Source organism: Paraburkholderia azotifigens (assembly GCF_007995085.1).
Lineage (GTDB): Bacteria > Pseudomonadota > Gammaproteobacteria > Burkholderiales > Burkholderiaceae > Paraburkholderia > Paraburkholderia azotifigens.
Map to the genome: position 1 here is coordinate 3,138,785 of NZ_VOQS01000003.1, position 25,513 is coordinate 3,164,297.

21 protein-coding genes are annotated in these 25,513 nt (G+C 64.7%); 7 read left to right on the top strand and 14 right to left on the bottom strand.

What is annotated here, in order from left to right; translation table 11 throughout:
• Positions 1–57 precede the first annotated feature (57 nt).
• On the bottom strand, positions 58–966 hold the full coding sequence (locus FRZ40_RS31310) for a LysR family transcriptional regulator (protein WP_147236678.1): 909 nt from the start codon (positions 964–966) through the stop codon (positions 58–60).
• A 158-nt stretch (positions 967–1,124) separates the two neighbouring features.
• Here FRZ40_RS31310 and FRZ40_RS31315 point away from each other — a divergent pair, with 158 nt between their 5' ends.
• Together FRZ40_RS31315 and FRZ40_RS31320 are read left to right on the top strand one after the other, a co-directional pair.
• Positions 1,125–2,186 (top strand): catalase family peroxidase, encoded by a 1,062-nt coding sequence (locus FRZ40_RS31315; protein WP_147236679.1) that lies wholly within the window; start codon positions 1,125–1,127, stop codon positions 2,184–2,186.
• Positions 2,183–2,716 carry a cytochrome b gene (locus tag FRZ40_RS31320; protein WP_147236680.1) on the top strand — a complete coding sequence of 178 codons (534 nt, stop codon included), beginning with the start codon at positions 2,183–2,185 and terminating at the stop codon, positions 2,714–2,716. Before FRZ40_RS31315 ends, FRZ40_RS31320 begins: the two co-directional genes overlap by 4 nt.
• Here FRZ40_RS31320 and FRZ40_RS45830 read toward each other — a convergent pair.
• From FRZ40_RS45830 to FRZ40_RS31365, 9 genes are all read right to left on the bottom strand, one after another.
• The gene (locus FRZ40_RS45830) at positions 2,692–3,255 is read right to left on the bottom strand and encodes an acyltransferase (RefSeq protein WP_275671052.1); all 564 of its coding nucleotides are present in this window, start codon (positions 3,253–3,255) and stop codon (positions 2,692–2,694) included. The genes FRZ40_RS31320 and FRZ40_RS45830 overlap by 25 nt on opposite strands.
• A gap of 171 nt (positions 3,256–3,426) precedes the next feature.
• Positions 3,427–4,776 carry a c-type cytochrome gene (locus FRZ40_RS31330; protein ID WP_240057338.1) on the bottom strand — a complete coding sequence of 450 codons (1,350 nt, stop codon included), beginning with the start codon at positions 4,774–4,776 and terminating at the stop codon, positions 3,427–3,429.
• Between the two features lie 11 nt (positions 4,777–4,787).
• The gene (locus FRZ40_RS31335; RefSeq protein ID WP_147236682.1) at positions 4,788–5,246 is read right to left on the bottom strand and encodes a hypothetical protein; all 459 of its coding nucleotides are present in this window, start codon (positions 5,244–5,246) and stop codon (positions 4,788–4,790) included.
• Complete coding sequence (locus FRZ40_RS31340) at positions 5,243–5,869, bottom strand: cytochrome c oxidase subunit 3 (protein WP_028369013.1); 627 nt, start codon at positions 5,867–5,869, stop codon at positions 5,243–5,245. The genes FRZ40_RS31335 and FRZ40_RS31340 overlap by 4 nt, the downstream gene beginning before the upstream one ends.
• 1 nt (position 5,870) lies before the next feature.
• A complete protein-coding gene (ctaD, locus tag FRZ40_RS31345; protein ID WP_147236684.1) occupies positions 5,871–7,874 on the bottom strand; it encodes a cytochrome c oxidase subunit I in 2,004 nt (667 codons plus the stop codon).
• Positions 7,875–7,884: 10 nt separating this feature from the next.
• Positions 7,885–8,910: a cytochrome c oxidase subunit II gene (gene coxB, locus FRZ40_RS31350; protein WP_420873904.1), complete on the bottom strand. Its 1,026-nt coding sequence runs from the start codon at positions 8,908–8,910 to the stop codon at positions 7,885–7,887.
• Positions 8,911–9,222: 312 nt separating this feature from the next.
• On the bottom strand, positions 9,223–11,016 hold the full coding sequence (locus FRZ40_RS31355; RefSeq protein WP_147236685.1) for a thiamine pyrophosphate-requiring protein: 1,794 nt from the start codon (positions 11,014–11,016) through the stop codon (positions 9,223–9,225).
• 242 nt (positions 11,017–11,258) lie between these two features.
• Positions 11,259–11,618, bottom strand: a complete 360-nt coding sequence (locus FRZ40_RS44175) for a hypothetical protein (protein ID WP_158647049.1) — start codon at positions 11,616–11,618, stop codon at positions 11,259–11,261.
• Between the two features lie 106 nt (positions 11,619–11,724).
• Positions 11,725–14,109: a phosphoketolase family protein gene (locus FRZ40_RS31365; protein WP_147236686.1), complete on the bottom strand. Its 2,385-nt coding sequence runs from the start codon at positions 14,107–14,109 to the stop codon at positions 11,725–11,727.
• Between the two features lie 222 nt (positions 14,110–14,331).
• On the opposite strand from FRZ40_RS31365, the gene FRZ40_RS31370 reads away from it, so the two are divergent.
• Positions 14,332–14,844: a DUF421 domain-containing protein gene (locus tag FRZ40_RS31370; RefSeq protein ID WP_028369019.1), complete on the top strand. Its 513-nt coding sequence runs from the start codon at positions 14,332–14,334 to the stop codon at positions 14,842–14,844.
• Positions 14,845–15,023: 179 nt separating this feature from the next.
• On the opposite strand, the gene argG is transcribed toward FRZ40_RS31370, so the two are convergent.
• The 4 genes from argG to FRZ40_RS31390 all read right to left on the bottom strand — a co-directional run bounded on the left by argG (position 15,024) and on the right by FRZ40_RS31390 (position 18,643).
• Positions 15,024–16,358, bottom strand: coding sequence for an argininosuccinate synthase (gene argG, locus FRZ40_RS31375; protein ID WP_028369020.1), 1,335 nt, complete (start codon positions 16,356–16,358; stop codon positions 15,024–15,026).
• 110 nt (positions 16,359–16,468) lie between these two features.
• Positions 16,469–16,924: a hypothetical protein gene (locus FRZ40_RS31380; RefSeq protein WP_028369021.1), complete on the bottom strand. Its 456-nt coding sequence runs from the start codon at positions 16,922–16,924 to the stop codon at positions 16,469–16,471.
• A 153-nt stretch (positions 16,925–17,077) separates the two neighbouring features.
• Positions 17,078–17,248, bottom strand: a complete 171-nt coding sequence (locus FRZ40_RS44740; protein ID WP_158647050.1) for a hypothetical protein — start codon at positions 17,246–17,248, stop codon at positions 17,078–17,080.
• Between the two features lie 45 nt (positions 17,249–17,293).
• Positions 17,294–18,643 carry a TAXI family TRAP transporter solute-binding subunit gene (locus FRZ40_RS31390; protein ID WP_147236687.1) on the bottom strand — a complete coding sequence of 450 codons (1,350 nt, stop codon included), beginning with the start codon at positions 18,641–18,643 and terminating at the stop codon, positions 17,294–17,296.
• Between the two features lie 205 nt (positions 18,644–18,848).
• Here FRZ40_RS31390 and FRZ40_RS31395 point away from each other — a divergent pair, with 205 nt between their 5' ends.
• The 4 genes from FRZ40_RS31395 (at position 18,849) to FRZ40_RS31410 (ending at position 25,503) form a co-directional block, all read left to right on the top strand.
• Positions 18,849–19,235 carry a response regulator transcription factor gene (locus tag FRZ40_RS31395; protein WP_028369024.1) on the top strand — a complete coding sequence of 129 codons (387 nt, stop codon included), beginning with the start codon at positions 18,849–18,851 and terminating at the stop codon, positions 19,233–19,235.
• A gap of 156 nt (positions 19,236–19,391) precedes the next feature.
• Positions 19,392–20,696 carry an efflux RND transporter periplasmic adaptor subunit gene (locus tag FRZ40_RS31400; RefSeq protein WP_147236688.1) on the top strand — a complete coding sequence of 435 codons (1,305 nt, stop codon included), beginning with the start codon at positions 19,392–19,394 and terminating at the stop codon, positions 20,694–20,696.
• 57 nt (positions 20,697–20,753) lie between these two features.
• On the top strand, positions 20,754–24,017 hold the full coding sequence (locus FRZ40_RS31405; RefSeq protein ID WP_147236689.1) for an efflux RND transporter permease subunit: 3,264 nt from the start codon (positions 20,754–20,756) through the stop codon (positions 24,015–24,017).
• 1 nt (position 24,018) lies between these two features.
• Positions 24,019–25,503, top strand: coding sequence for an efflux transporter outer membrane subunit (locus FRZ40_RS31410; RefSeq protein ID WP_147236690.1), 1,485 nt, complete (start codon positions 24,019–24,021; stop codon positions 25,501–25,503).
• Positions 25,504–25,513: the final 10 nt, after the last annotated feature.

The window sequence follows — 25,513 nt, forward strand, 5'->3', positions numbered from 1 at the left end:
GTCGCCGATCTAGGCGCGCCGGACAATAGGATTTATTACGCCCGCATATAAATCCCGCTACGCTCTCTGCCAGGGCGGCTCGCGGAACACCTCGACGAAGTAGTCGATGAAGGCGCGGATGCGCGGCACCAGCTGGCGCTCGGGCAGATAGACGACGTGGATCGCGGTGTCGTCGGTGGCCTGATAGTCGGACAGAAGCGGCACCAGGTCGCCCCGACGGATGGCCGGCAAGGCGAGATGCTCGGCGAGACGCATGATGCCCATGCCCGCCACGCACAGCTGGAACAGCGTCGTGCCGTCGGTGCTGCGGAAACTGCCCTGCACCGCAAACCGCTCGAGCTTGCCGTTGATCATGAACGGCCACTGGTTCAGATGCTCGCGCGGCGACTCCCACGTCAGGCACGCATGCCGGGACAGGCCATTCGGCGTGACGGGCGTGCCGTGCGCGGCGAGATAGCCCGGCGAAGCCACGACGACGCGCTGCAGGTCGCACAGCTTACGGCTGCGCAACGACGAATCCTGCAGCCGTCCCATGCGGACGGCGACATCGAAGTTGTCCTCGATCAGATTGACGTTCGAGTCCGACAGCGAAAAATGCACGCACACCTTCGGATACATCGACAAAAAACCGGGCAGCGCGGGCACCAGCTGATCTATGCCGAATGCGTGAGGCGCACTGATGCGCAGGTTGCCTGTCGGCTCGCTGGAGCGAACCTGCGCCTCCGCCTCCTCCAGACTATCGAGAATATCGTTGCAGGACAGGAGAAAGCGTTCGCCTTCGCCCGTCAGGCGCTGCGTGCGCGTCGAACGGTGCAGCAGCTGCACGCCGAGCCTGCGCTCCAGGCTGTTGACACTCTGGCTGACGAACGGCTGGCTCACGCCCAGCAGGTTCGCCGCCGCGGTGAAGCCTCCCGCTTCCACCACCGCCTTGAAGACGCGCATTTCAAGCAATCTTTCGTCTTTCATCGTTGGAATCCATGTGCAACGCCGCGCCGGTCAGATACGAAACAGATTATCTCGAACCCGGCGCATGGCCGTCACGCGTCTCGCGCGGCGTCCCTTCCCGGCACGATTTTTCTGACGCTGCTAGATTCCCGCCAGCAGAACTCTGAATCGAGACATTCATGGCCGACAAACCTGGTTCCCAACCGTCCGCAGTCCGCTCGCTGATCCTGATTGCGATCATCGTCGGCGTCGTGGCGATCGCGTTCGTCTACACGGCGGGGTGGCTCACGCCGTCGCGGCTGACGCCCGCCAAAGTCGTCAATGCACTGGCGCCGCCCGGCGGCCCCGCGCTGGGATTCCGGCGCAACCATGCAAAAGGCATCTGCTTCACGGGCACCTTCGAATCCAGCGGCGCCGCCGCTGCGCTCTCCAGCGCGCCGATGTTCGCGCAGGGTTCGTATCGCGTGACGGGACGCTTCAATCTCGCCACGCCCGATCCGAAAGCGGCCGACCCCACGGTGCGCGTGCGCGGCCTGAGCCTGCGCGTGGTCACGCCGGAGGGCAGCGAGTGGCGCTCGGCGATGATCGACGCGCCGTTCTTCCCCGTCGCGACACCGCAAGCGTTCTATGCGCTGCTCGAAGCGTCGGCGCGACAGGACGATCCCGACGCGATGAAGAAATTCATCGCCGCGCATCCCGAGTTCGCCGCGTTCGGCGCGTGGGCGACCACCGCGCCGTGGACGGCGTCCTACGCGCAGGATCAGTACAACAGCCTCAACAGCTTTATCTTCACGAACGCACAAGGTCAGGATCAGGCCGTGCGCTGGTCGTTCGTGCCCGCCGCGAAGCCCGAGCCCGTGTCCGCCGACGAACTCAAACAGCGTCCCGCCGATTTCCTCGAAACCGACATCACGCAGCGCGTGCGCAGCGCGCCGCAACGCTGGACGATGGTCGTCACCGTCGCCAATCCAGGCGATCCGACGGCCGATCCGAGCAAGGCATGGCCCGACGACCGCCGCAAGGTGGAAGCGGGCACGCTGGTCGTCAGCGCCATCGAGCCGGAACCCGACGGCGCGTGCCGCGACCTCAATTTCGATCCGACCGTGCTGCCGGCCGGCATCCACGTTTCCGACGATCTGTTCCCCGCTGCGCGCTCGGCCGCGTATTCGGTTTCGTTCAACCGCCGGACCGCCGAGGACAAAGACTATCCGCACACGCCTGCCGAAGGAGCGAAGCAATGATCCCGAACCGCGACCGCTTTACGCCGCTGCAGCGCGCACTGCACTGGATCATGGCGATATGCATTCTGTCGATGCTGTTCATCGGCGTCGGCATGGTGTCGACCATCCGGCCCGACTACCTGACGCTGGTCTCGATCCACAAGCCGCTCGGTATCACGATCCTCGTGCTCGCGCTGATCCGGCTCGTGGTGAGGCTCGTGCGCGGCGCGCCGTCGTTGCCGTCCGACATGCCCGCGCCGATGAAACTCGCGGCGTATCTGTCGCACCTCGCGTTCTACGCGCTGATGATCGCGCTGCCGCTGATCGGCTGGGGCATGCTGTCGGCCGCGCGCTATCCCGTGGTGGTGGCGGGCATGCAATTGCCGTGGATCCTGCCGCATAGCAACGAACTGCACTCGCTGCTCTGGAACGCCCACCGCTTTCTCGCGCTGTGCTTCTTCGCGCTGATCCTCGTGCATCTGGCCGCCGCGCTCTTTCACGCGCTCGTCAGACGCGACGGCGTTTTTCACGCGATGGCGCCCTGGCGCTGAGCCGTCGATGCGATGTCGATGTCCTTGATCTTGCGCGCCGGCACGCCGCCTACGAGCGTATAGGCGGGGACGTCCTTCGCGACGACGGCCCCCGCGGCAATCACGGCCGCCTCGTGGATCGTCACGCCGGGCAGGATCGTCGCGCCCGCGCCGATCCACACCTTGTCGCCGACGTGAATCTCCTGGTGATCGAGGCCGCGCCCGAGATCGGGTTCGAAGACGATGCCGTGCGTCGCCGTCTCGAACGAGACGCGCGGCCCGATCTGCACGTCGTCGCCGATCGAAATGCGACTGTTGCGGCATGCGAGCCGCGTGCCCGCGTTCAGATACGCGTTATCGCCGATCGTGATGCCGCGGATCGTTTCCTCGTTCAGGCTCAGTTCGAGGCTCAGCGGCCCGATGATCGTCACGCCCGAGCCGACCGTCATGCCCGCCCTGCGGAACATCGACGCGCGCATCCGGTTGAACGGACCGTACATCGGCAGCGTGTTGCCGAGGGTGATGAAGAGATGTCGCTTGAGTGCCGTCAGTAGCTTCATTGTCCGCGTATCGGAAGACGGAGCGACAAGCCGCGGCCCCGTCGTCCGATCCGTCCGTAAAGCCCCGAGTTTAATGGTGCGAAGTATTCGTATGCGGTTTGGGGCGCCGATGTGGCGCGTTGTGCGGAGGTTTTGGCGCGATCCTGGCCCGCTGTCGCGACGGCCCGTCCTTCATTTTCCCAAACTGTGCCGCACGCGCCCGACCTCGCGGCTCGTCACGGGCGACGCCTGGTTGCCCCACGTATTGCGCACGAACGTCAGCACGCGCGCCATTTCCGTGTCCGTCAGCTTGCCCGCGAACGACGGCATCTTCTTCGCCTCGATGCCCGACTGCGTATGCGGCGCCTCGCCGCCTTCGATCATCAGGCGGACGAGCGAATCCGCCTGTGCGCCGAGCACGGCAGGATTGCCCGCCAGCCGGGGATACTTCAGCGCTTCGCCCATGCCGTCCGCCTTGTGACAACGGGCGCAAAAGCCTTGATAGATACCGGCGCCCGGCAACTCGACGTCGCCCGTGTTCATCGCCCGCACGGTCTGCAGCGCGGCGTGCGACCGGTCGTCGAAATGTCCGGACGGTTCGCGCGCGGGCAAACTCTTCAGATAGTGGGCGATCGCGTGCAGATCGTCGTCGCTCAGATATTGCGTGCTGTCTTCGACGACCTGAACCATGCTGCCGAATGTCGCGAGTCCCGCACCGTGCCCGCTTCTCAGGAACGAAGCGATCTCGTCCTCCGATACGCGGCCGAGGCCCGAACCGTTGTCGCCCGTGAGATTCGGCGCGAACCAGTGATCGTTCGTGCCGCCCGTCAGGTAGCGCCCCGAGCGCTCGTCGTAGCCGCGCTCTTCATACGCAGGTCCGCGCGGCGTATGACACGCGCCGCAGTGTCCGAGCGACTGCACGAGATACGCACCACGGTTCCATTGCGGACTGCGCGTCGATTGCGGCACGAACACGTCGTCCGGCGCGAACGCGACACTCCAGAACATCAGCGCCCAGCGCTGATTGAACGGAAATGGCAGTTCGGTGCGCGGCGCAGGCGTCGAGACGGGCGCGACGCCATGCATGAAGTACGCGTAGAGCGCGTGCATGTCGTCGTCGTTGATCTTCGCGAACGACGGATACGGCATCGCGGGATACAGCCGCCGGTTACCAGGCGCCACGCCGTCACGCACGGCCCGCTCGAAATCGTCGTAACTGTAGCGCCCGATGCCCGCTACAGGGTCCGGCGTGATGTTTGACGACCAGATGGTGCCGAACGGCGAACCCATCGGCAGTCCGCCCGCGAACGGCGCCGGTTGATGCAGCGGCTCCTTGCCGGATGGACCGCCCGGCGGCGCCGTATGACAACCCGCGCAGTCGGCGGCTTTGGCGAGATATTCGCCTCTCGCGATCAGTTTCGCGTCGGGCGTGTCGACTTGCGCGGTATATGCCTCGGCGCGCACGCGGTGCACGAACGCACTGCTCGCGACCAGCATCGCACATGCGATAGCCGCGGTGCCGACAATGGATAACGCGCGCATCTTCATCGCCGTCACCAGCGTCCGCACGGCGACACGACGAGCACGGCAAGGTCGGTCGACACCAGCCCGAACATGAACATCGCACTTGACAGCGCGCTCACGCGCGCGAGGAACCATTCGAGTTCGGTGACCCGGCGGGCGCGCTCCCCGAGTGCCTGCTCGCGCCGCGTGCGCGTGAAGATCACCGTGCGCCACGCGACGACGACGCCGGCTATGCCGGCCACGAAGCACGCAACGCTCAATACCATCATCGACGGCATCACCCACGCAGGCGTCGCGCCCGGATGGCGCGCATCGGACAGCGAACACGCCTGCGCCGTCAGCACTTCGCCGATGAACATCTGCGCGAACCAGGCAAGCGGCGTCGCGAGCGTCGCAATCAGCAGACGCCACGAATGGAAGCACGCCAGGTCCTGATTCAGCCCGTGGCTATCGTTCGCACTGCGAGTGCGCGTCGGATGATCGCTCATGCGCGCGCCCTCAGCACATACGGCGACAGATAGATCGTCGTGAAGATGAAGAGCCACACGAGATCGACGAAGTGCCAGTACAGCCCGCCAATCGTCAGCGCGAGGCAGCGTTTGTCGTCGAAGTAGCCGAGCGCCGTCCACAGCAGCAGCAACGACAGCACCACCAGTCCGACGGCGACGTGCGCCAGGTGAAAGCCCGTGATCGTGAAGTACAGCGAGCCGTACAGATGCGCCGTCAAACCGTACGGATGATTGCCCCACTCCTTCAGCTGAATGCCGACGAAGATCACGCCGAGCGCGAGCGCCACGCTCATCGATGCGACGGCCCAATGCAGCCGCCGCCGCTTCACGAAGCGCTCGCACAGCCAGACGAAGACACTGCTCGACAGCAGGATCGCCGTGTTCGCGAGTCCGAGCCCGAGCTTCGGCAGGCCTTCGGGCGGCCACATGCTTCCGCTTTGCGACGCGAGGTACAGATACGAGAAGATCAGATAGCCGAACAGCGAGCCTTCCGTGACGATCAGCGCGAGACATCCGAACCAGCCGCCCGAACGCTCGCCCGCGCTGCCGACGGGCAAGCGCACGGGGCTGTCGTAGGTGTTGTCGTGCAGGGTCTCGCTCATGTCAGCTCCCCGCATCCTGCACGCGCTGCGGCTCGCGCTGGATCAGGCCGCGTTCCGGCCACAGCCACACGACGAGCGACGCCGCGCAGCCGATCAGCGTCGCGGCCGCGAACCACCACGCGAGCAGCGCGAGCGCCGCAAAGAAGAGCGTCGCGAACACGCCCAGCACGAACGGGGTATAGGAGTCTTCGGGCATCTTGAGGATGACGTCAGGCCGTGCTTCGAGCGCCGTCGTGCCGAGCGCCTCGCGTCCCTGATCGAGAATGAAGCCCTCTTTCAGCGATGAACGCATGCCGTCCCGATCCTCCTCTTCCATGCGCCCTTCCCACAGCGGATGGCGGCTCGCGACAGTCGGCGCAACGGCGAAGTTGTAGGGGGGCGGCGGCGACGTCGTCGACCATTCGAGCGTGCCCGCATCCCATGGGTTGTCGCCCGCTGCCGCGCCGCGCCGCAAGCTGTACAGCAGATCGCACAGAAAGAGCAGAATGCCGAGCGCGAGCACGAACGAGCCCACCGAGGTCACGAGATTCACCGTGCTCCAGCCCATGTCCGGCGCGTACGTGTAGATGCGGCGCGGCATGCCGAGCAGCCCCGCGATGTGCATCGGAAAGAATGCGACATTGAAGCCGATGAACATGATCCAGAACGCGAGCTTGCCGATGCGCTCGCTCATCATGCGTCCCGTGAACTTCGGGAACCAGAAGTACACGCCGCCAATCACCGGAAACACGTTGATGCCGAGCAGCACGTAATGCAGATGCGCGACGACGAAATACGTGTCCGTCAGTTGCCAGTCGAACGGCACGGCGGCCGTCATCACGCCCGACACGCCGCCCATCACGAACAGCAGCACGAAGCCCGCGAAGTAGTAGAACGGCACGCGAAACACGGGCCGTCCCGTCCAGATCGTCGCGATCCACGCGAAGGTCGCGATTGCGCTGGGCACGGCGATCGCCATGCTCGCTGCGCCGAACAGCGACAGCGCGAGCGCCGGAATGCCCGTCGCGAACATATGGTGGATCCACACGACGAAGCCGATCAGCATCGTCGCGATCGTCGACAGCGCGACGGGCCCGTAACCGACCAGCGGCCTGCGGCAGAACACGGGCAACGCATCGGAGACGATGCCCATCGCCGGCAGCACGACGACATACACCCACGGGTGCGCGAAAATCCAGAACAGGTGCTGCCACAGCAGCGCGCGGCCGCCGTTCGACACGTCGAAGAAATGCGTGCCGATGCGCCGGTCCATCCACAGCATCAGAAACGCGAGGCTCACGGACGGCACCGCGACGAGGTTGCCGCACGACGCCGTCATCGTGCCCCACACCAGCACGGGTATGCGATCCAGCGACATGCCCGATGCGCGCATGCGCAGCAGCGTCACCACGAAGTTCACCGCGCCGACCGTCGTCGAGATGCCGAGCAGCACCATGCCGAGCGCGTACACGTCGATATTGGGTCCCGTGCTGTATTCGAGTCCCGACAGCGGCACGTAGTTGAACCAGCCCGCATCCGGCGCCTGGCCGAGGGGAAAGCTCGCATAGAGAAAGATCGCGGCGAACAGGAAGATCCAGTACGAGAACGCATTGAGGCGCGGAAACGCCATGTCGCGCGCGCCGAGTATCAGCGGCCACAGGTAGTTCGAGAAACCCGACAGCACGGGCAGCGCGTAGAGAAAGATCATCGTCACGCCGTGCATCGTGAAGAGCTGGTTGTACTGCTCCGGCGTGAGGAGAGTGCCGTTCGGTTGCGCGAGCTGCACGCGCATGATCAGCGCTTCGACGCCGCCCAGAATCAGAAACACGAACGCGGTGACGAGATAGCGGATGCCGATGCGCTTGTGATCGACGGTCGAGAGCCAGCCACGCCAGCCCGGCGGTGTTTCCCACAGCTCGCGCAGGCGCGCTTCGGCGGCGCTGCCGCGCGCGACCACGCCGCGCGGCATGATCCGTTCGAGCGGCTCTCGCGTGGCGGTCGAAGATGAGGACGTTGTGTCGGCCATGCGTGTCCCGTCAGTGCAAGGTCGCGAGATACGCGGACAACGCGCTTGCCTCGCTCGATGTCAGATCAATGCTGGGCATCAGCGAATCCGGCTTGATCCGCTGCGCATGGCGAATCCAGTCGAGCTGATGCTCGGGAGTATTAGTTAGCGCACCGGCTGCGATCAGCCCGCGCGAATCCAGATGCGTGAGATCGGGCGCCTGAACGCCCGTTGCATCGGTGCCGCGTACCGTATGGCAACCGGCGCAGCGCGCGTGAAAGAGCTGCTGTCCGTGCGCCGCGAGCGCGTCTGTCGTTTCGCGCGCGACGGGTTGCGCCTGCGCGCGGCGCCATGCGTCGAAACCCGGGCGGTCCTGCGCGACGACTTCGAAGGCCATGTGCGCGTGCTGCGCGCCGCAGAACTGCGAGCATTGCCCGCGATAGACACCGGGCGCGTCGGCCTGAATCCATTGCTCGTTGGTCTGGCCGGGAATCGTCTGCGTCTTGCCTGCCAGTTGCGGCACCCAGAACGCGTGGATCACGTCGGCGCTTTGCAACACGATCTTCACGGGCTCGCCGACGGGAATGTGAATCTCGTTCGCCGTGACGAACGCGGGCGCGCCGTCCGCCTCGCCGTATTCGATTTTCCACCACCAGTCGTAGGCCGTCACCGTCAGCGTCAACGTGGGCGCGCGCGACGGCGCAGCGACGGAATCCAGCGTGACGAGCGTATAGACGAGCGCCGCGATCAGCGCGACCGACGAAATGCCCGTGCCCGCATAAATCCAGCGCAGCGCGGCGGTTTCGCCGTGCGCGAGACGCGCGTCCGCCGGCACGCGACGGCGGCGCGCAAGCGCTATTACGAGCAGCAGCGCGACGATCACGACCACCGACATCGACAGTGCGGCAAGCGCCCAGCCGAGATGCATCGACGGCCCGGCGGCAGGGCCGCCCGCATGAAGAAAGTAATTGAGGGGCGCGCCATGTGCCTGGCGATGCGCGGCCATCAGCCCGGCCGCCGACGCAGCACAGGAAGCGGAAACGGCCATCGAGCCCATGGCCCGCTTTGCTGCGCCACCGCGCTCCGCGTTTTCCGGCCTGCCATGCATCCGCTTGCACTCCCCCAGTTCGATGTCCGCTTGCCGCCACACGTGATGCGCCCGCCATGCTGCCAGCAAGAATCTTCCAGCAAAAATCGGGCACGCCCGGACGAACCGGGCCGAATGCGTACTGGAAGAACGTGCCCCGAAAAGGCGGCGTTTCCCGGGCGGCCCGAATCATGCGGGCATCGGGGTAATCTCGCTGTAATCGGCACGCTCCGCACGATTTACATCACAATGTGCGCTATTTACACGGCACGAAGCGGAGCCTCAGTCCTTGCCGCCCGGAAGCACGGAGCCCAACACCTGGCGCGCGGTATTCGCGATCACGCTGCCCTCCTTCGGATCGCCCTCCATCAACGTCCGCGCAAAAGCGCGCGCCTGCGCGAGCGTCACATGCGGCGGCAGCGGCGGCACTTCGGGATCGGACTTCACTTCGAGCAGGACGGGACGCTTCGCGGCCAGTGCGGTTTCCCACGCATCGGCCAGCTGTTCGGCATCGTCGACATAAATGCCCGTCAGTCCGAGCATCTCCGCAAACCGGTGATACGGCACGTTCGGCACTTTCTGCGATGCGTCGAACTTCGGATCGCCTTCCATCACGCGCTGCTCCCACGTCACCTGATTCAGGTCTTCGTTGTTGAGCACCATGCAGATCCAGCGCGGATCGGCCCATCGTTTCCAGTACTTCGCGACCGTGATCAGTTCGGCCATGTTGTTCATCTGCATTGCGCCGTCGCCCACCATCGCGATCACGGGCCGGCCAGGATGCGCGAACTTTGCGGCGATCGCATACGGCACGGCGGCGCCCATCGACGCCAGCCCGCCCGACAGCGATGCCATCATGCCGCGCCGGATCTTCAGGTCGCGTGCGAACCAGTTCGCACATGAGCCGGAGTCGCTCGTCAGGATCACGTTGTCGGGCAAGCGCGGCGACAGTTCGATGAACGCGCGCTGCGGATTTACGCCGCTGGTCGACGGCTGATGCGCGCGCTCGTCGAGCGTTTCCCACCAGCGCGTGGTCCAGCGTTCGATGCGCGAGCGCCACGCGTGGCTGTCCTTTTCGTGCAGCAACGGCAGCAGCGCGCGCAAGGTCGCCGCGCTGTCGCCTACGAGATTCACTTCCATCGGATAGCGCAGACTCAGCATGTCCGCCTTGAGGTCGATCTGCACGCCGCGCGCGTCGCCCTCTTTCGGCAGGAACTCCGAATAGGGAAAGCCCGAGCCAATCATCAGCAACGTGTCGCACGACGTCATCATTTCGTAGCTCGGCTTCGTGCCGAGCAGACCGATCGAGCCCGTCACCCACGGCAGATCGTCGGGCAAGGCTGCCTTGCCGAGCAGCGCCTTCGCCACGCCCGCGCCGAGCCGGTTCGCCACTGCGATCACCTCGTCCGTCGCGTTCAACGCGCCCGCGCCGACGAGTATCGCGATCTTGTGCCCGGCGTTGAGCACGTCGGCGGCCCGTTGCAGATCGTCCTGCGCGGGCACGATGGTCGGCGGCGAATAGCCGACGCCAGAATGCGCGGTTCCGTGCTTGCGCGTCGGCGGCTCGTATTCGAGATCCTGCAGATCGTTCGGCAGGATCAGCGCCGTCACGCGCCGCTCCGACAGCGCAATGCGTATCGCGCGATCGACGAGATGGCGCACCTGCGCGGGCACGCTCGCCTGCTGCACGTAGGCGCCCGCCACGTCCTTGAACATCGCGGCGAGATCGAGTTCCTGCTGATAGTGCGCGCCGAGTGCCGCGCGCGCCTGCTGGCCGACGATCGCCAGCACGGGCATGTGATCCATCCTCGCGTCGTATAGCCCCGTGATCAGATGCGAGGCGCCCGGCCCGGACGTCGCGATGCACACACCCAGTTCGCCCGTGAACTTCGCATGTGCGCTCGCCATGAACGCGGCCATTTCCTCGTGCCGCGCCTGCACGAATTCGATCTTGCCTTCCGCGCGATTCAGTGCGCCGAACACGCCGTTGATGCCGTCGCCGGGATAGCCGTACATGCGTTTGACGCCCCAGCGATGCAGCCTGTCGACGATGAAGTCGCCTACTGTCTGTGCCATGAGTGGCCCCTTTCCTTGCTAGTGAAGTCGTGCGTGCAGTGCGGCCACGCCCGGTTGGAAAGGAAACAGCAAGCGTCGCGCCGCGGCCTTACTGGCGAAAGAATCGCGACCGAAGCATCGTGGCGGACGACGTGGCAAGCGCGCCATTGCTCCGAGCGTCCGCAAGATTCCGGCCAGCCCTGTTCGTGTTCGTCATTCGCTCAGGTACAGGGAATGGACGGTGCTGACGCCTCAAATGTCGTTCAACGGAGAGCTTCGACAATGAAACCAGTCACACGCGACGTGTCTGCGGCATTGATGGCGATGGCGCTCGCCGTCGGCGCCGCTGCCTGCAAGAAGGTGGACGAGAGCAGCAGCAACACCATGGAATCGGGCAGCAGCGGCGTGATGAGCAATACGGCGGGCATGAGCGGCACTCCGGGTAAAAGCGCAGCCGCACAAAGCGCCAGCGACAACGCATCCGGCGCGGTCGCGCCGTCGCCTTCGAGCGTAGCGCCCGTCGCGAACACGCCGGGGTCGACGACGAGCGCCGCGCCTTCGGGGGCCAGCCAGTAGCGGCAAAACGGCGGGCCACTTATCTCACCGTTCACCTCACCGCTCACCTCACCGCTCACTTCACCGAATGACGCTCAACGACGGGCTCCTGCCGCTTGTCGGCCCGACGACTGTCGCACGCGGGCTGGATGCCCGCGCCGTCATGCGCGAGCGTCAGCCCGTCCACGTCCACTCGCGGATCTGTTCGGAGTCGATGCCCTCGGTGTGTGCGTAGTTGAGGTGCTCGATGCGCATGTCGCGCAGCCGTTCCTTCGCATGATCGCCGACGCCGCGTAGCGCTGGCACGCGATCGATCACGTCGATCGCGAGCGAAAAGCGGTCGATGCCGTTGATGATCGCCAGTTCGAGCGGCGTATTGATGTTGCCCTTCTCCGCGTAGCCGTGCACATGGATGTTCTCGTGATTCGTGCGGCGATACGTGAGCTTGTGAACCAGCGACCCATATGAATGGAAGTTGAAGATCACCGGTTTGTCGGTCGTGAAGAGCGAATCGAAATCGCGCTTCGACAGGCCATGCGGATGATCCGAATCGGGCATCAGCCGGAACAGGTCGACGACATTCACGAAGCGGATCTTCAGATCGGGAAACAGCCCCTTGAGGATTTCGACAGCGGCCAGCGCTTCCATCGTCGGGATATCGCCTGCGCTCGCCATCACGACGTCGGGCTCGTGATCCTGATCCGTCGACGCCCAGTCCCAGATGCCGATGCCCTTCGTGCAATGCGTGATGGCCGACTGCATGTCGAGATACTGCAAGTGAGGCTGCTTGTCGGCGACGATCACGTTCACGTAGTCGCGCGAACGCAGGCAATGATCGGCCACGCTGAGCAGACAGTTCGCGTCGGGCGGCAAATAGATGCGCACCACGTCGGGACTCTTGTTCGTCACGACATCGAGAAAGCCGGGGTCCTGATGCGTGAAGCCGTTATGATCCTGCCGCCAGACGAGCGACGTGATCAGCAGATTCAGCGACGGCACGGGCTGCCGCCAGCGCAACTCGCGCTTTGCTTTCTCCAGCCATTTCGCGTGCTGGTTGAACATCGAATCGATCACATGCACGAATGCTTCGTAAGTCGCGAACAGACCGTGGCGGCCCGTCAGCGTATAGCCTTCGAGCCAGCCTTCCAGCGTGTGCTCGCTGAGCATTTCCATTACGCGGCCATCGGCGGAGAGGTCGCCGCCGTCGCTATCCGATTCCAGCATCCCGGCAAGCCAGGTCTTCGGCGATGCTTCGTAGATCGCCGTGAGCTTGTTGCTGGACGTCTCATCCGGGCCGAATACGCGAAAGCTCGTCATGTTTCGGCGCATCACGTCGCGCAGAAACTGGCCGAGCACATCCGTCGGCGACAGATAGCGCGTCGCGGGCGCGTCGACTTCGACCGCGTAATCGCGGAACTCGGGCAGATCGAGCGCCTTGCACAACGCGCCGCCATTGGCATGCGGATTCGCGCTGATGCGACGCGCCCCTTCGGGCGCGAGCGCGCGCAACGCTTCGACGAGCCGCCCCGATTCATCGAACAGCTCTTCGGGCCGATAGCTGCGCAGCCATTCCTCGACCAGCTTCAGACTCTTGTCGTTGCTCGCCGGATCCGCGATGGGCACCTGATGCGCGCGCCACGACCCTTCGACCTTATGTCCGCCCACTTCGCGCGGCCCGGTCCAGCCCTTCGGCGTTCGCAGCACGATCATCGGCCAGCGTGGACGTCGCAGATCGCCGTGCTCACGCGCACGCCGCTGGATCGCGTGTATCTCGTCGATACACTGGTCGAGCGTCGCCGCCATCTGCTGATGCATCGTGTCGGGATCGTCGCCTTCGACGAACCACGGCCGGTAGCCATAGCCCTTCATCAGCGCTTCCAGCTCTTCGTGCGGAATGCGCGCGAGGATCGTCGGATTCGCGATCTTGTAGCCGTTCAGATGCAGCACGGGAAGCACGGCGCCGTCGCGCGCCGGATTGAGGAATTTGTTCGAGTGCCACGATGTGGCAAGCGGCCCCGTCTCGGCCTCGCCATCGCCGATCATCACGGCAACGATCAGATCGGGGTTGTCGAACGCCGCGCCATACGCATGCGACAGGCTATAGCCGAGTTCGCCGCCTTCATGAATCGAACCCGGCGTCTCGGGTGTGCAATGCGAACCGATGCCGCCCGGAAACGAAAAGAGCCTGAACAGACGCGCCATGCCCTCTTCCGTCTCGCCGCGATCGGGATAGATCTCCGAATAGCGTCCTTCCAGATAGCTATGCGCGAGCGTGGCGGGCGCGCCGTGGCCGGGCCCCGAAAGGAAGATCACGTTCAGATCGCGCTGCCTGATGACGCGATTCAGATGCACGAGCGTGAAGCTTTGCCCCGGATCGGAGCCCCAGTGTCCCAGCAGGCGCCGTTTGATGTGGTCGGCGGCCAGCGGCTTGCGCAGCAGTGGATTCTCGCGCAGGTAAATCATGCCGGCGCAGAGGTAATTGCAGGCCCGCCAGTAGCGGTCCATGCTGCGCAGTTCCTCGGCTTGCAACGGTTTGCGTTGCGGGCGGCTGTCGTCCATTTAGCGTCTCCATGCAGGTGGGTTCGCGTCGCGCAGTGACTTCTCTCAGTGACTTCCCTTAATGACCTCCTAATCATAGGAGGTGCCCGACGTATGTCCATTCCGGATGCGCGTGTGTTGCGGCAGGCGGCACAACGATTGCAATGCTGTCATCGGCATGTCACGCGTGGGACCCCGTGCGCAGTCGTTGTCTCGCGCGGCCACGGGACAGGGAGACACCATATGGACGTCATTACCGCTCTTTTTGGCGAAGGCAGGGATCTCTCCGCCTTGCAGACCGTGATGCGCGCGATCGTCGTGTTCGTCGCGACGCTCGTTTGCATCCGCATTTCGGGCAGGCGCTCGTTCGGCCAGCGCTCGCCGTTCGACTACGTGGTCGCGATCCTGCTCGGCGCGACGCTGAGCCGTGTGATCGTCGGTGCTTCGCCCGTCGTGCCGACACTCGCGGCGTCGCTTGCGATCGTGCTGATCCATCGCGCGCTGGCGTGGTGCTGTGTGCGCTCGCCGTGGCTGGAGTCACTGGTGGTGGGCGCGGAACGCGAGGTGTATCGCGACGGACGGTTCGACAGCCGCCAGATGTCCGCCGCGCTGATCACGCGCGCCGATGTATTCGAAGCAGCGCGACGCGAGTTCCACACGCGCGATCTGCACGATGTGCATGCGGCCATTCTCGAACCCAACGGGCAGATGAGCCTGATTCGCAAGCGCCCGAAACGGGACGGGAATGGGACTTAAACGGAGAAGGACATGCATCGGCTGAAAGCGAGGCCGACGGATAGATACGCAAGCAGCGATGACACGCTGGCCGCGTCAGATGGAAGAGAAGAAACGGCGAGGCAGACGTCGCACAAAACAGAACGGAGCACCTTGCGTGCTCCGTTCCCGTGACTGCCTGCCGCGTAAGGCCGACAGCGTTACGCCTTGTCGCCCTTGATCTGCGGCAGCGCCGACGCTTCGCCCGGCGCCAGCAGACCGACCTGCGAATAGACACGCAGCTTGTCGCGCGTGTCGGTGATGTCGAGGTTGCGCATCGTCAGCTGCCCGATACGGTCGCGCGGCGAGAACGTCGAAGCGACCTTCTCCATCGACAGACGCTCCGGCTGATACGTCAGATTCGGCGACTTCGTGCTGAGGATCGAATAGTCGTTGCCGCGGCGCAGTTCGATCGTCACTTCGCCCGTGATCGCGCGCGCGACCCAGCGCTGCGCGGTTTCGCGCAGCATGATGGCCTGCGGATCGAACCAGCGGCCCTGATACAGCAGACGGCCGAGACGGCGGCCGTTTTCGCGGTATTGCTCGATCGTGTCTTCGTTGTGAATGCCCGTGACGAGGCGCTCATAGGCGATGAACAGCAGCGCGAGGCCCGGGGCTTCGTAGATGCCGCGGCTCTTCGCCTCGATGATGCGGTTCTCGATCTGGTCGCTCATGCCGAGGCCGTGACGGCCGCCAATGCGATTGGCTTCGAGCAGCAGCTCGACGGCGTTCGGGAAGGTCTTGCCGTTCAGCGCGACGGGCTGGCCTTCTTCGAAGCGGACCGTCACTTCTTCCTTCGCGATCTGCACGTCGTCGCGCCAGAACGCGACGCCCATGATCGGGTTGACGATCTTGATGCCGCTCTCGAGGCTTTCGAGATCCTTCGCTTCGTGCGTGGCGCCGAGCAGGTTCGAATCGGTCGAGTAGGCCTTTTCCGCCGACATCTTGTAGCCGAAGCCCGCCTTCTGCATAAACTCCGACATTTCCGCGCGGCCGCCGAGTTCGTCGATGAACGTCTGGTCGAGCCACGGCTTGTAGATCTTCAGATCCGGGTTCACGAGCAGGCCGTAGCGGTAGAAGCGCTCGATGTCGTTGCCCTTGTACGTGCTGCCGTCGCCCCAGATGTTGACGCCGTCTTCCTTCATTGCGGCGACGAGCATCGTGCCCGTCACGGCGCGGCCGATCGGCGTGGTATTGAAGTACGTGACACCGGCCGTCGAAATGTGGAACGCGCCGCATTGCAGCGAGGCAATGCCTTCCGCGACCAGCTGCGCGCGGCAATCGATCAGGCGCGCACCCTCGGCGCCGTATTGCGTGGCGCGGCGCGGAATCGAGTCATAGTCGTCTTCGTCCGGCTGACCGAGGTTCGCCGTATACGCATACGGCACGGCGCCCTTCAGACGCATCCAGTGCAGCGCCGCGCTCGTGTCGAGGCCGCCTGAGAACGCAATACCGACCTTCTGGCCGGTCGGAAGACTTTCGAGGATTGTGCTCATAATCAAAACCGTTGAATCGACGTATGAAGGGAATAGGCGAAACTTTAACAGACCTGCCCGCCCACGCCCCGGATTCCGGGGTCGCCGGGCGGGTGCGGCGCCGCGGGGCGTCAGGGTTCCGGGTGCAGCGGATCGTCCAGAATGGACTGCGGCACGGCGTCGAGGTTGGTGTCTTTCGCGTCCTCGAAACACTGTTCCGCGAGATCGATCATGCCGACGGCGGCGTCGATCAGCTCGTCGAGCCGCTCCAGCAGCCCGGCGCGGCCTGGGTCGCGGGTGGACGGGGCTGCCGCGCCGTCCAGCTGCGCGATCACCGATTCCGCCGTCTGCAGGTACGGAATCACCTCGTGATAGTTTTCGATCGACACCAGCGCATTGCTGCGCGCGCCGACCAGCAGGCTGCGATAGTGATCCGCCAGCTCGGAGTCGCCGCCGATCCGGTGCAGCTTGTCCGAAATGCGCTGCAGACAGGCGGGCACCTGCTCTTCGAGCGCGGCTGCGCGCTGCCGCAGGTCGGCGTATTCGGCGAGCAGCAATGCCGGGTCGAACGAAGGTGCGCTGTCCATCCTGAGAAGGTCGTTGTCTGGTGAACCCAGCATATTACTGCACGGCGCGGCGCGGTCCGTGATTCGCGCGTCCCGCTCGCGATGGCCTGGAAGACACGGAAGCGTACGAACACCGCAAAATGCACCATCCGTATCGCAGCGACGACGCTCGCGTCATGCGCCGAAGCCGAGAAAAAGCAGCGCGAGCGCGGTGTCTACGTCTGGCTCGCGCATTTGAATCCGGGCGTGCTCGCGGCGGTACAGCTCTCGCCGCCCGGCGCAACGCTGGGCCGCGAGCGGATGTACTTCGATCTGGAAGAAGCGCTGGCGGCGTGGCAAGCGCATCGTTCACGCGATACGGCGAACGGGGCGCCGCGCTGGGCCTGTGCCTCAGGACCCTTCGCGCACCCCGGCCGCCGCCATCGCAATGCGATGCCGCACCACGCTGATGGCCTGCTTTAGCGCGTAGACGTCGTGCAGGTAACGCGTCGGCACGCGTATATGGCTCGCCTGCTCGTCGATCAGCTCGATTTCGTCGCGCCACTGCGAGACCTGTTCCGCCGACGGCCGCGTGGTCTTCCAGATCTCGTCTTCCAGCCGTTTGAGCGCACGATACCCGGCCACGAAGCGCTTCTTGATGCGCGACTCCAGCATGCGCGGCAGAGCCTGCACCACGCCGATCAGCACGGCCATGAACGGCAGCAGGATCAGCAGGCGCCGTTCGATGAAGCTCGCGAGCCAGAACGGCAAATAGCGCTGCAGAAAAGGACGCCCCGACTTGAAATAACGCTCGCTCTCATTGGAAATGGGGAATTCGTCGGTATTCAGATTGGGAAACGCGCCGAGCGGCGTGAAATAGTCTTCGCCCGCATGCACGGTTTTCGCGGCGTCGAGCAGCAGGTAGACGAGCGCCGGATGCAGCGTGTCCTTCGCGACGAGCAGCGCCGTCGCGGCCAGCAACGTGACATCCGCTTGCGGACTGTCGTTGACGATGCTCGTCGATGCGCGCGGAAACGTCACCTTCTTCAGCGAAGGAAACTTCTGCACGAGCGCGTCGGCCTGGGCGAAACTCATCAGCTTCAGATCGCTGTTCAGCAGCGTCTGCTGCATCGGCGCATCCGGCCTGCCGATGAAAAACGCCGCATCCAGACAGCCGTCTTCGAGGCAGCGCCAGGCTTTCGGCGCGTCCATTTCGACGAGCTGCGCGTTGTCGCGCGTAATGCCGCTATAGCCCAGCAAGACCCGCGAAACCTCCAGCAGACCGCTGCCCGGCACGCCGACGCCGATCCGCTTGCCGCGCAGCTGCGCGAGACGGTTGACCGTCCCGGTATCGCGATAGAACACCCAGATCGGTTCATACGAAACGGCGGCGATCGTCTGCAGCCGATCCGTTTCCTGCGGCACGGTGGTGCCCGATTGAATGAAGCCGACCTCGTATTCGCTCGCGGGATCTTTCAGGCGCCGGTAGTTCTCGACGGAGCCCGACGAACTGCGGATGTCGAGCGTCACGCCATCGCGCTTGAGCAGCGGCGCGTAGCGTTCGGCGAAGCCGCGATAGATGCCCTTGTCCGCGCCCGTCGTAATGACGATACGGGTCTGGAAGGCAGGCTCGATCACCGTGTACAGCCCCCACCCCAGCGCGGTCAGCAACAGGATCGCGCCGGCGGCGAACAGCCAGCGGCGCCGCGGCGTCATGGGCGTCTTCTGATTGCGATGAAACGTTTGATGGTCCCTCGGCATCGCCTGGCCTCTCGTCCGCGCATATGGGACCAAAGTCCAATACCGCGCGTGCAAACGATTTCATATCCTAGGGTCTGCTTGCATAGGAAACGTAGTACATCGTGCGGCGCTGTGCATCGTGACCTGCCGTGTGTTGCTGGTATGTTGCCGGTATGTCGCTGCCGTGCCTGGATCGGATGAGTGAACGGGTTGCCGGAACCTATCGATGGACGCGGACAAACGCTTTGTTGCCGTAGTCGACGACGACACCTCCGTCTGTCGGGCAATCCAGCGGCTGTTGCGTTCCGTCGGCATTACGGCGGATGTCTTTCCGAGCGGCGACGAGTTTCTGTATGCGCTCGGCGCAACCCCCCACTACGATCCCGGCTGCGTGATCCTGGACATCCAGATGCCCGGCACCGATGGCGTCGAAGTGCAGCGCAGACTTCACGGACGCAAGCTGCCCGCGATCTTCATCACCGCGTACGACGACGATGAGATGCGCGAGCAGGTCATGGCAGCGGGCGCGCAGGCGTACTTCAGCAAGCCGTTCGACGATGCCGTATTCATTCAGAGCGTATGTGTCGCATTAGGCGTCCAGCGTTCTGGTTAGCGTAATGCACGAATCCGGTGATTCCTATTGGACCAAAGTCCAATGGTGCGGACGCCCGTGATTGCCAGATACTCGTTGCGTGACGCAGACGTCGCGGCGCACGCTCGCGCGCCGCGTGATGCACGGGCACGCAATCGCTTCAATGGGGAGGCGCTAATGGCGTCTTTGTCGAATCGCATATCGGACTTCAGCGGGCTGGCTGCTAACGAAGCGCTGGCCCGCAAACGGCCGCTGCGGGCGCTCACGCTGTGGCCATGCCTGTTGGCGCTCGCCGCCCTCACCGCCTGCAAAAAAGCCCCCACCGAACCCCCGCGTCCGACCGTCGAAGTGACCGTCGTCACCGTCGAGCAGAAGGAAACGCCCGTCGATTTCGAGTTCACCGCGCAGACGCAGAGTTCGCGCGAAGTCGAAATCCGCGCGCGTGTCGACGGCTTTCTCGAGCGGCGGCTGTACGACGAAGGCTCGCTCGTGAAGGAAGGCCAGGTGCTGTTCGTGATGGACCGCAAGCCCTTCGAAGCCGCGCTGCAATCGGCCAAAGGCGCGCTTGCGCAACAGCAGGCGCGTCTGCTCGTCACCAAACAGAACCTCGCGCGCGTGATACCGCTGGCCGCGCAGAACGCCTTGAGCAAGAAGGATCTCGACGACGCCACGGGTAACGAGAAACAGGCCGAAGCCGCCGTGATCGCCGCGCAGGGCGAGGTGCGCACGGCCGAGCTGAACCTGAGCTACTGCACGATCCGCTCGCCGCTCAAGGGGCTCTCCAGCTTCGCGCGCGTGCAGGACGGCAGCTACGTGACGCCGACGCAATCGGGGTTGCTCACGTATGTCTACCAGCTCGATCCGATGTGGGTGAACTTCAGCATCTCCGAGAACGAACTGCTGCGCTACCGCGAGCAGATCGCGAAGGGCCTGCTGCGCTTTCCCGCCGACAACCAGTTCGACGTGACGGTGATCCAGGCCGACGGCTCGATCTATCCGCAGAAAGGCCGCATCGATTTCACGAACCCCGCGTTCAGCCAGCAGACGGGCACCTTCCTCGTGCGCGCCACCTTCGCCAATCCCCAGGGCACGCTGCGTCCGGGCCAGTTCGTGCGCGCGAAAGTGACGGGCGCCGTGCGCCCCAACGCGATCCTCGTGCCGCAGCGCGCGGTGCTGCAGGGGGCGAAGAGCCACTTCGTGTGGGTGCTCGACCAGGACTCGAAGCCGCATCAGCGCGTGGTCGACGTGGGCGACTGGCATGGCGACGACTGGTTCGTCAACGAAGGCCTGAAGACGGGCGAGCGCGTGGTGGTCGATGGCGCGATCCGCGTGTCGTCGGATGCGCAGATCAAGGTGGTCAGTGCGCCGCCGGGTTCAGGCACACCCGGTACGCCTGCCGCACCTGCGTCGGCGCCCGCGGCTGCCGCATCCGCGCCGACCGCGACGCTGGCGCAGACCCGGACACGCCCCGCGAGCCCCTGACGATGTGAAGCCCCGATGACCCGATGACGACCGACGCCATCCGGCGCCCCCGATCCGATGAACATCTCCCACTTCTGCATCGACCGCCCGATCTTCGCCTCGGTCATCTCGATCGTCATCACGCTCGGCGGCGCGCTGACGATGCTCGCGCTGCCCACCGCGCAGTACCCCGACATCACGCCGCCGCAGATCACGATCTCCGCGACCTATCCGGGCGCGAGCGCCGACGTGGTCGCCAACAACGTCGCCGCGCCGATCGAGCAGCAGGTCAACGGCGCCGACAACATGATCTACATGAGCTCGTCGAGTTCTTCTACGGGCAATCTGACGATCAACGCGTACTTCCAGATCGGCACCAACCCGGAGCTTGCACAGGTCGACGTGCAGAACCGCGTGAACCTCGCGCTGCCGCAGCTGCCGCAATCGGTGACGGCGCAGGGCGTGCAGGTGCAGAAGAAATCGCAGGCGTTCATGATGGTGATCGCGATCTACTCGCCTACCGAGCGCTACGACGCCACCTACATCGCCAACTACGCGAACGTCTACGTGCTCGATGCCCTGAAGCGCATTCCCGGCGCGAACCAGTCGAGCATCTTCGGCACGCCCGACTACGCGATGCGCATCTGGCTGCGCCCCGACCGCATGGCGCAGCTGGGCATCACGGCCGCCGACGTGCAGCGCGCGGTGGCCAACCAGAACCAGCAGTTCGCCGTCGGCCGGTTAGGCCAGTCGCCGACGGGGAACCCCGTCGAGCAGTCGTTCGCCGTCACCACCACGGGCCGGCTCACCGAGCCTTCCCAGTTCGAGAACATCATCATCCGCGCGCAAAGCGGCGGCGCGGCCATCGTGCGGCTCAAGGACATCGGCCGCGCCGAACTCGGTCAGAAAGACTATTCGATCCGCAGCCGCTTCCAGGGCAAGCCCGCCACCGTGCTCGCCGTCTACCAGCAGCCGGGCGCGAACGCGCTCGACGTGTCGAAGCAGGTGCGCGCCACGCTCGCCGAGATGAAGAAGTCGTTCCCCGAAGGGATCGACTACGAGATCGCGATGGACACCACCGAGTTCACGCGCGCGTCGATCTCGGATGTGGTGCACACGTTCTTCGAAGCCGTCGTGCTGGTGGTGATCGTCGTGTTCGTGTTCCTGCAAAGCCTGCGCGCGACGCTGATCCCCGTGCTGGCCGTGCCCGTGTCGATCGTCGGCACGTTCATGGGGATGGAGGCGCTCGGCTTCTCGATCAACATGCTCACGCTGTTCGGCATGGTGCTCGCCATCGGTATCGTGGTGGACGATGCGATCGTCGTGATCGAGAACGTCGAGCGCAACATGACCGTGCACAGGCTCGATCCGAAATCGGCCGCGAAACAGGCGATGGATGAAGTCGCCGGGCCAGTCGTCGCGATCGTGCTGGTGCTGTGCGCCGTGTTCGTGCCGGTCGCGTTTCTCGGCGGCATCACGGGGCAGATGTACAAGCAGTTCGCGATCACGATTGCGATTTCCGTGGTGATCTCGGGCGTGGTTGCGCTGACATTGTCGCCCGCGCTCGCGGCCTTGCTGCTCAAGCCCGGGCATCACGAGAAGAAGGGCTTCTTCCGCTGGTTCGACAACCAGTTTGCGCGGATGACGGCGGGCTATACGCGCGCCGTACGGCTCATCATCAAGCGCGTCGTGATCGCGCTGCTGGTGTTCGTCGGCATGATCGGGCTCGCGGTGCTGATGATGCGCGACATTCCGACGGCCTTCCTGCCGCCCGAAGATCAGGGTTATCTGCTCGGCGCCGTGATCATGCCCGATGCCGCCTCGCTCGATCGCACGGGCAAGGTGTCGGACCGCATCTCCGGGTACTTCATGAAGCAGCCGGCCGTGGGCAGCATCACGACGGTCGACGGGTTCAGCATTCTCGACAGCCAGAACAAGAACAATTCGTCGACGTTCTTCGTCGGCTTCAAGAGCTTCGAGGAGCGCTACAAGTCCGCGAACATCCGCACGCAGAATGCGCGCGCCGTGCTGATCGATGCGTACAAGGCGCTCTCGCAGATCCGCGAAGGCATCGTCGTGCCCCTCAATCCGCCGTCGATTCCGGGCCTCGGCACGACGGGCGGCACCGAGATGTGGATCCAGAGCAAGGGCGACGCGACCATCGCGCAGTTTTCCGCGGTGGTGAACGACTTCGTCGCGCGCGCGAAGCAGCGGCCCGAACTCACGGGTGTGACCAACACGTTCAATGCCGATTCGCAGCAGCTGCTCGTCGACGTGGACCGCGACAAGGCCGAGACGCTCGGCGTGCCCGTGGAAGACGTCTACAGCGCAATGCAGACGATGTTCGGCTCGCTCTATGTATCGCAGTTCAACCGGTCGAGCCGCCTGTGGCAGGTCATTTTGCAGGCCGAGCCGTCGTATCGCCTGAAGCCCGACGATCTCGAACAGATCTTCGTGCGCAGCAAGGACGGCAGCATGGTGCCGCTGAAGTCGGTGGTGACCTCGCGCTACGTGACGGGACCGGACCTGATCACGCGCTTCAACAACTTCCCGGCCGTGAAGATCACGGCGAACGCGGCGCCCGGCTATGCGTCGGGCCAGGTGATCAGCGCGCTCGAGGAACTCGCGACACAGATGCCGTCGGAATACGGCATCGCGTGGAGCGGCGAGGCGTTCGAGGCGAAGCAGTCGGGCGGCACCTCGGGGCTCGTGTTCGTGTTCGGCCTGATCATGGTGTTCCTGATTCTGGCCGCGCAGTACGAGAAGTGGAGCCTGCCGTTCGGCGTGCTGATGGCGGTGCCGTTCGCGCTGTTCGGCGCGCTGCTCGCGATCCTGCTGCGCGGGCTGAACAACGACGTGTACTTCCAGATCGGCCTGACGATGCTGGTGGCGCTCGCGGCGAAGAACGCCATTCTCATCTTCGAGTTTGCGGTGCTCAACCGCGAGGCGGGCAAGTCGGTGTTCGACGCGACGATGACGGCGGCCGAGGAGCGGCTGCGCCCGATCGTGATGACGTCGCTCGCGTTCATTCTGGGTTGCGTGCCGCTGGCGATTGCCACGGGGGCGTCGGCGAACAGCCGGCATTCGATCGGCACGGGCGTGATCGGCGGGATGCTGGGGGCCACCGCGATTGCCGTGTTCTTCATTCCGATGTTCTTCTATGTGCTGGAGACGATGTCGGAGAAAAGCGGCAAGAAGAAGGACAAGAAGGCGGGGGATGTGCCGCCTTCTTCACCGGGACCGACGGCGGGTGAGACGCCGAAGGTGCCGCCGTCTGCGGGTGGTCCCGCTGTCGGCGGCGGGCCGAGCACGAGCCCGTCTGCATCGCGCGAGGGTGACTGACATGCGCCGCGCCACGTTCGCCACCTCCTTCGCATGCCTGTTCTGTGTCGTCGCGCTGAGCGGCTGCCTGCTCGGTCCGAATTACTCGCGTCCGCCCGTCGACGTGCCCGCGACCTACCGCTTCCCCGACAACTACGCATCGGATGTGGCGAACACCGAATGGTGGAAACAGTTCAACGATCCGGTGCTCGACGACCTGATCACCACGGCACTCGCGAACAACAACGACGTGAAGATCGCCGCCGCGCGCGTCGACCAGTTCCTTGGCCAGTTCGTCACGACGCGCGCCGCACTGCTGCCGCACGTCGACGCGGGTTTCGATGCCGCGCGTCAGCGCATCTCGACGTCCTCGCCGCTGTTCTCGAATGTGACCAGCCCCGTGTTCAACTCGTATCAGCTCGCGCTGTCGGCGTCGTGGGAAATCGACCTGTTCGGCCACAACCGGCGCCTGACGGAAGCGGCGCGCGCGAGCCTGCTGTCGACGGAAGAAGCGAAGCGCGGCACGATCCTGACGCTGGTGTCGTCGGTGGCGTCCTCGTATATCAACCTGCGCAGTCTCGACCGGCAGCTGGAGATCGCGAACGCGACCACGACGAGCCGCGCGGAATCGGTGCACGTGTTCGAACTGCGCTTCCAGGGCGGCGAGGTCTCGCAGATGGAACTCGCGCAAAGCCAGTCGGAATACGAGGACTCGCGCGCGCGCATTCCGCAGATCGAGGCGCAGATCGCGCAGCAGGAAGACGCACTCTCCGTGCTGCTGGGGCGCAATCCGGGCGATATCCTGCGTGGCCGGGCGCTCGGCGAACTGGCGGCGCCTGCCGTGCCCGCCGGGCTGCCGTCGGATCTGCTCGAACGAAGACCCGATCTGCGTCAGGCCGAGCAGGATCTCGTTTCCGCCAATGCGCAGATCGGTGCGGCAAAAGCGCTGTATTTCCCGCAGATTTCGATCACGGGGCTGCTCGGCACGCAGAGCGGCCAGTTCTCGAAGCTCTTTACGGGACCGGCGCGCGTGTGGTCGTTTGCCGGATCGGTGACGCAGCCGATCTTCGAAGGCGGCGCGATCGCCGGTCAGGTGAAACAGGCCGAGGCCGTGCAGCAGCAGGCGCTGTATTCGTACCGCAAGGCGATTCAGGTCGCGTTTCAGGAAGTCGACGATGCGCTGATCTCGTCGCAGAAGCTGCGTGAGCAGTTCGATGTGCAGGGCCGGCAGGTCGAGGCGCTCGCGACGTATGCGCATCTCGCGAGGCTGCGCTATGAAGGCGGCTATACGAGCTATATCGAAGTGCTCGATGCCGAGCGCAGTCTGTTCAACGCGCAGTTGAACCAGACGCAGACGCAGGCGGGCGTGCTGGTGTCGTATGTGAATCTGTACAAGGCGATGGGTGGCGGCTGGATCATTACGGCTGAAGGGATGACCACTCAGGCTCAGGCGCAGGCGGGCGACGCCCGGCAAGCGCCGGATGCGGCGAAACAGGAAGTGAAATGAGCGCCCTCTC

Coding starts and splice junctions, on each gene's coding strand:
- FRZ40_RS31310 (WP_147236678.1), bottom strand. CDS start 966: ATGAAAGACGAAAGATTGCTTGAAATGCGCGTCTTCAAGGCGGTGGTG.
- FRZ40_RS31315 (WP_147236679.1), top strand. CDS start 1,125: ATGGCCGACAAACCTGGTTCCCAACCGTCCGCAGTCCGCTCGCTGATC.
- FRZ40_RS31320 (WP_147236680.1), top strand. CDS start 2,183: ATGATCCCGAACCGCGACCGCTTTACGCCGCTGCAGCGCGCACTGCAC.
- FRZ40_RS45830 (WP_275671052.1), bottom strand. CDS start 3,255: ATGAAGCTACTGACGGCACTCAAGCGACATCTCTTCATCACCCTCGGC.
- FRZ40_RS31330 (WP_240057338.1), bottom strand. CDS start 4,776: ATGCGCGCGTTATCCATTGTCGGCACCGCGGCTATCGCATGTGCGATG.
- FRZ40_RS31335 (WP_147236682.1), bottom strand. CDS start 5,246: ATGAGCGATCATCCGACGCGCACTCGCAGTGCGAACGATAGCCACGGG.
- FRZ40_RS31340 (WP_028369013.1), bottom strand. CDS start 5,869: ATGAGCGAGACCCTGCACGACAACACCTACGACAGCCCCGTGCGCTTG.
- ctaD (WP_147236684.1), bottom strand. CDS start 7,874: ATGGCCGACACAACGTCCTCATCTTCGACCGCCACGCGAGAGCCGCTC.
- coxB (WP_420873904.1), bottom strand. CDS start 8,910: ATGGGCTCGATGGCCGTTTCCGCTTCCTGTGCTGCGTCGGCGGCCGGG.
- FRZ40_RS31355 (WP_147236685.1), bottom strand. CDS start 11,016: ATGGCACAGACAGTAGGCGACTTCATCGTCGACAGGCTGCATCGCTGG.
- FRZ40_RS31365 (WP_147236686.1), bottom strand. CDS start 14,109: ATGGACGACAGCCGCCCGCAACGCAAACCGTTGCAAGCCGAGGAACTG.
- FRZ40_RS31370 (WP_028369019.1), top strand. CDS start 14,332: ATGGACGTCATTACCGCTCTTTTTGGCGAAGGCAGGGATCTCTCCGCC.
- argG (WP_028369020.1), bottom strand. CDS start 16,358: ATGAGCACAATCCTCGAAAGTCTTCCGACCGGCCAGAAGGTCGGTATT.
- FRZ40_RS31380 (WP_028369021.1), bottom strand. CDS start 16,924: ATGGACAGCGCACCTTCGTTCGACCCGGCATTGCTGCTCGCCGAATAC.
- FRZ40_RS44740 (WP_158647050.1), bottom strand. CDS start 17,248: ATGCGCTTGCCACGCCGCCAGCGCTTCTTCCAGATCGAAGTACATCCG.
- FRZ40_RS31390 (WP_147236687.1), bottom strand. CDS start 18,643: ATGCCGAGGGACCATCAAACGTTTCATCGCAATCAGAAGACGCCCATG.
- FRZ40_RS31395 (WP_028369024.1), top strand. CDS start 18,849: ATGGACGCGGACAAACGCTTTGTTGCCGTAGTCGACGACGACACCTCC.
- FRZ40_RS31400 (WP_147236688.1), top strand. CDS start 19,392: ATGGCGTCTTTGTCGAATCGCATATCGGACTTCAGCGGGCTGGCTGCT.
- FRZ40_RS31405 (WP_147236689.1), top strand. CDS start 20,754: ATGAACATCTCCCACTTCTGCATCGACCGCCCGATCTTCGCCTCGGTC.
- FRZ40_RS31410 (WP_147236690.1), top strand. CDS start 24,019: ATGCGCCGCGCCACGTTCGCCACCTCCTTCGCATGCCTGTTCTGTGTC.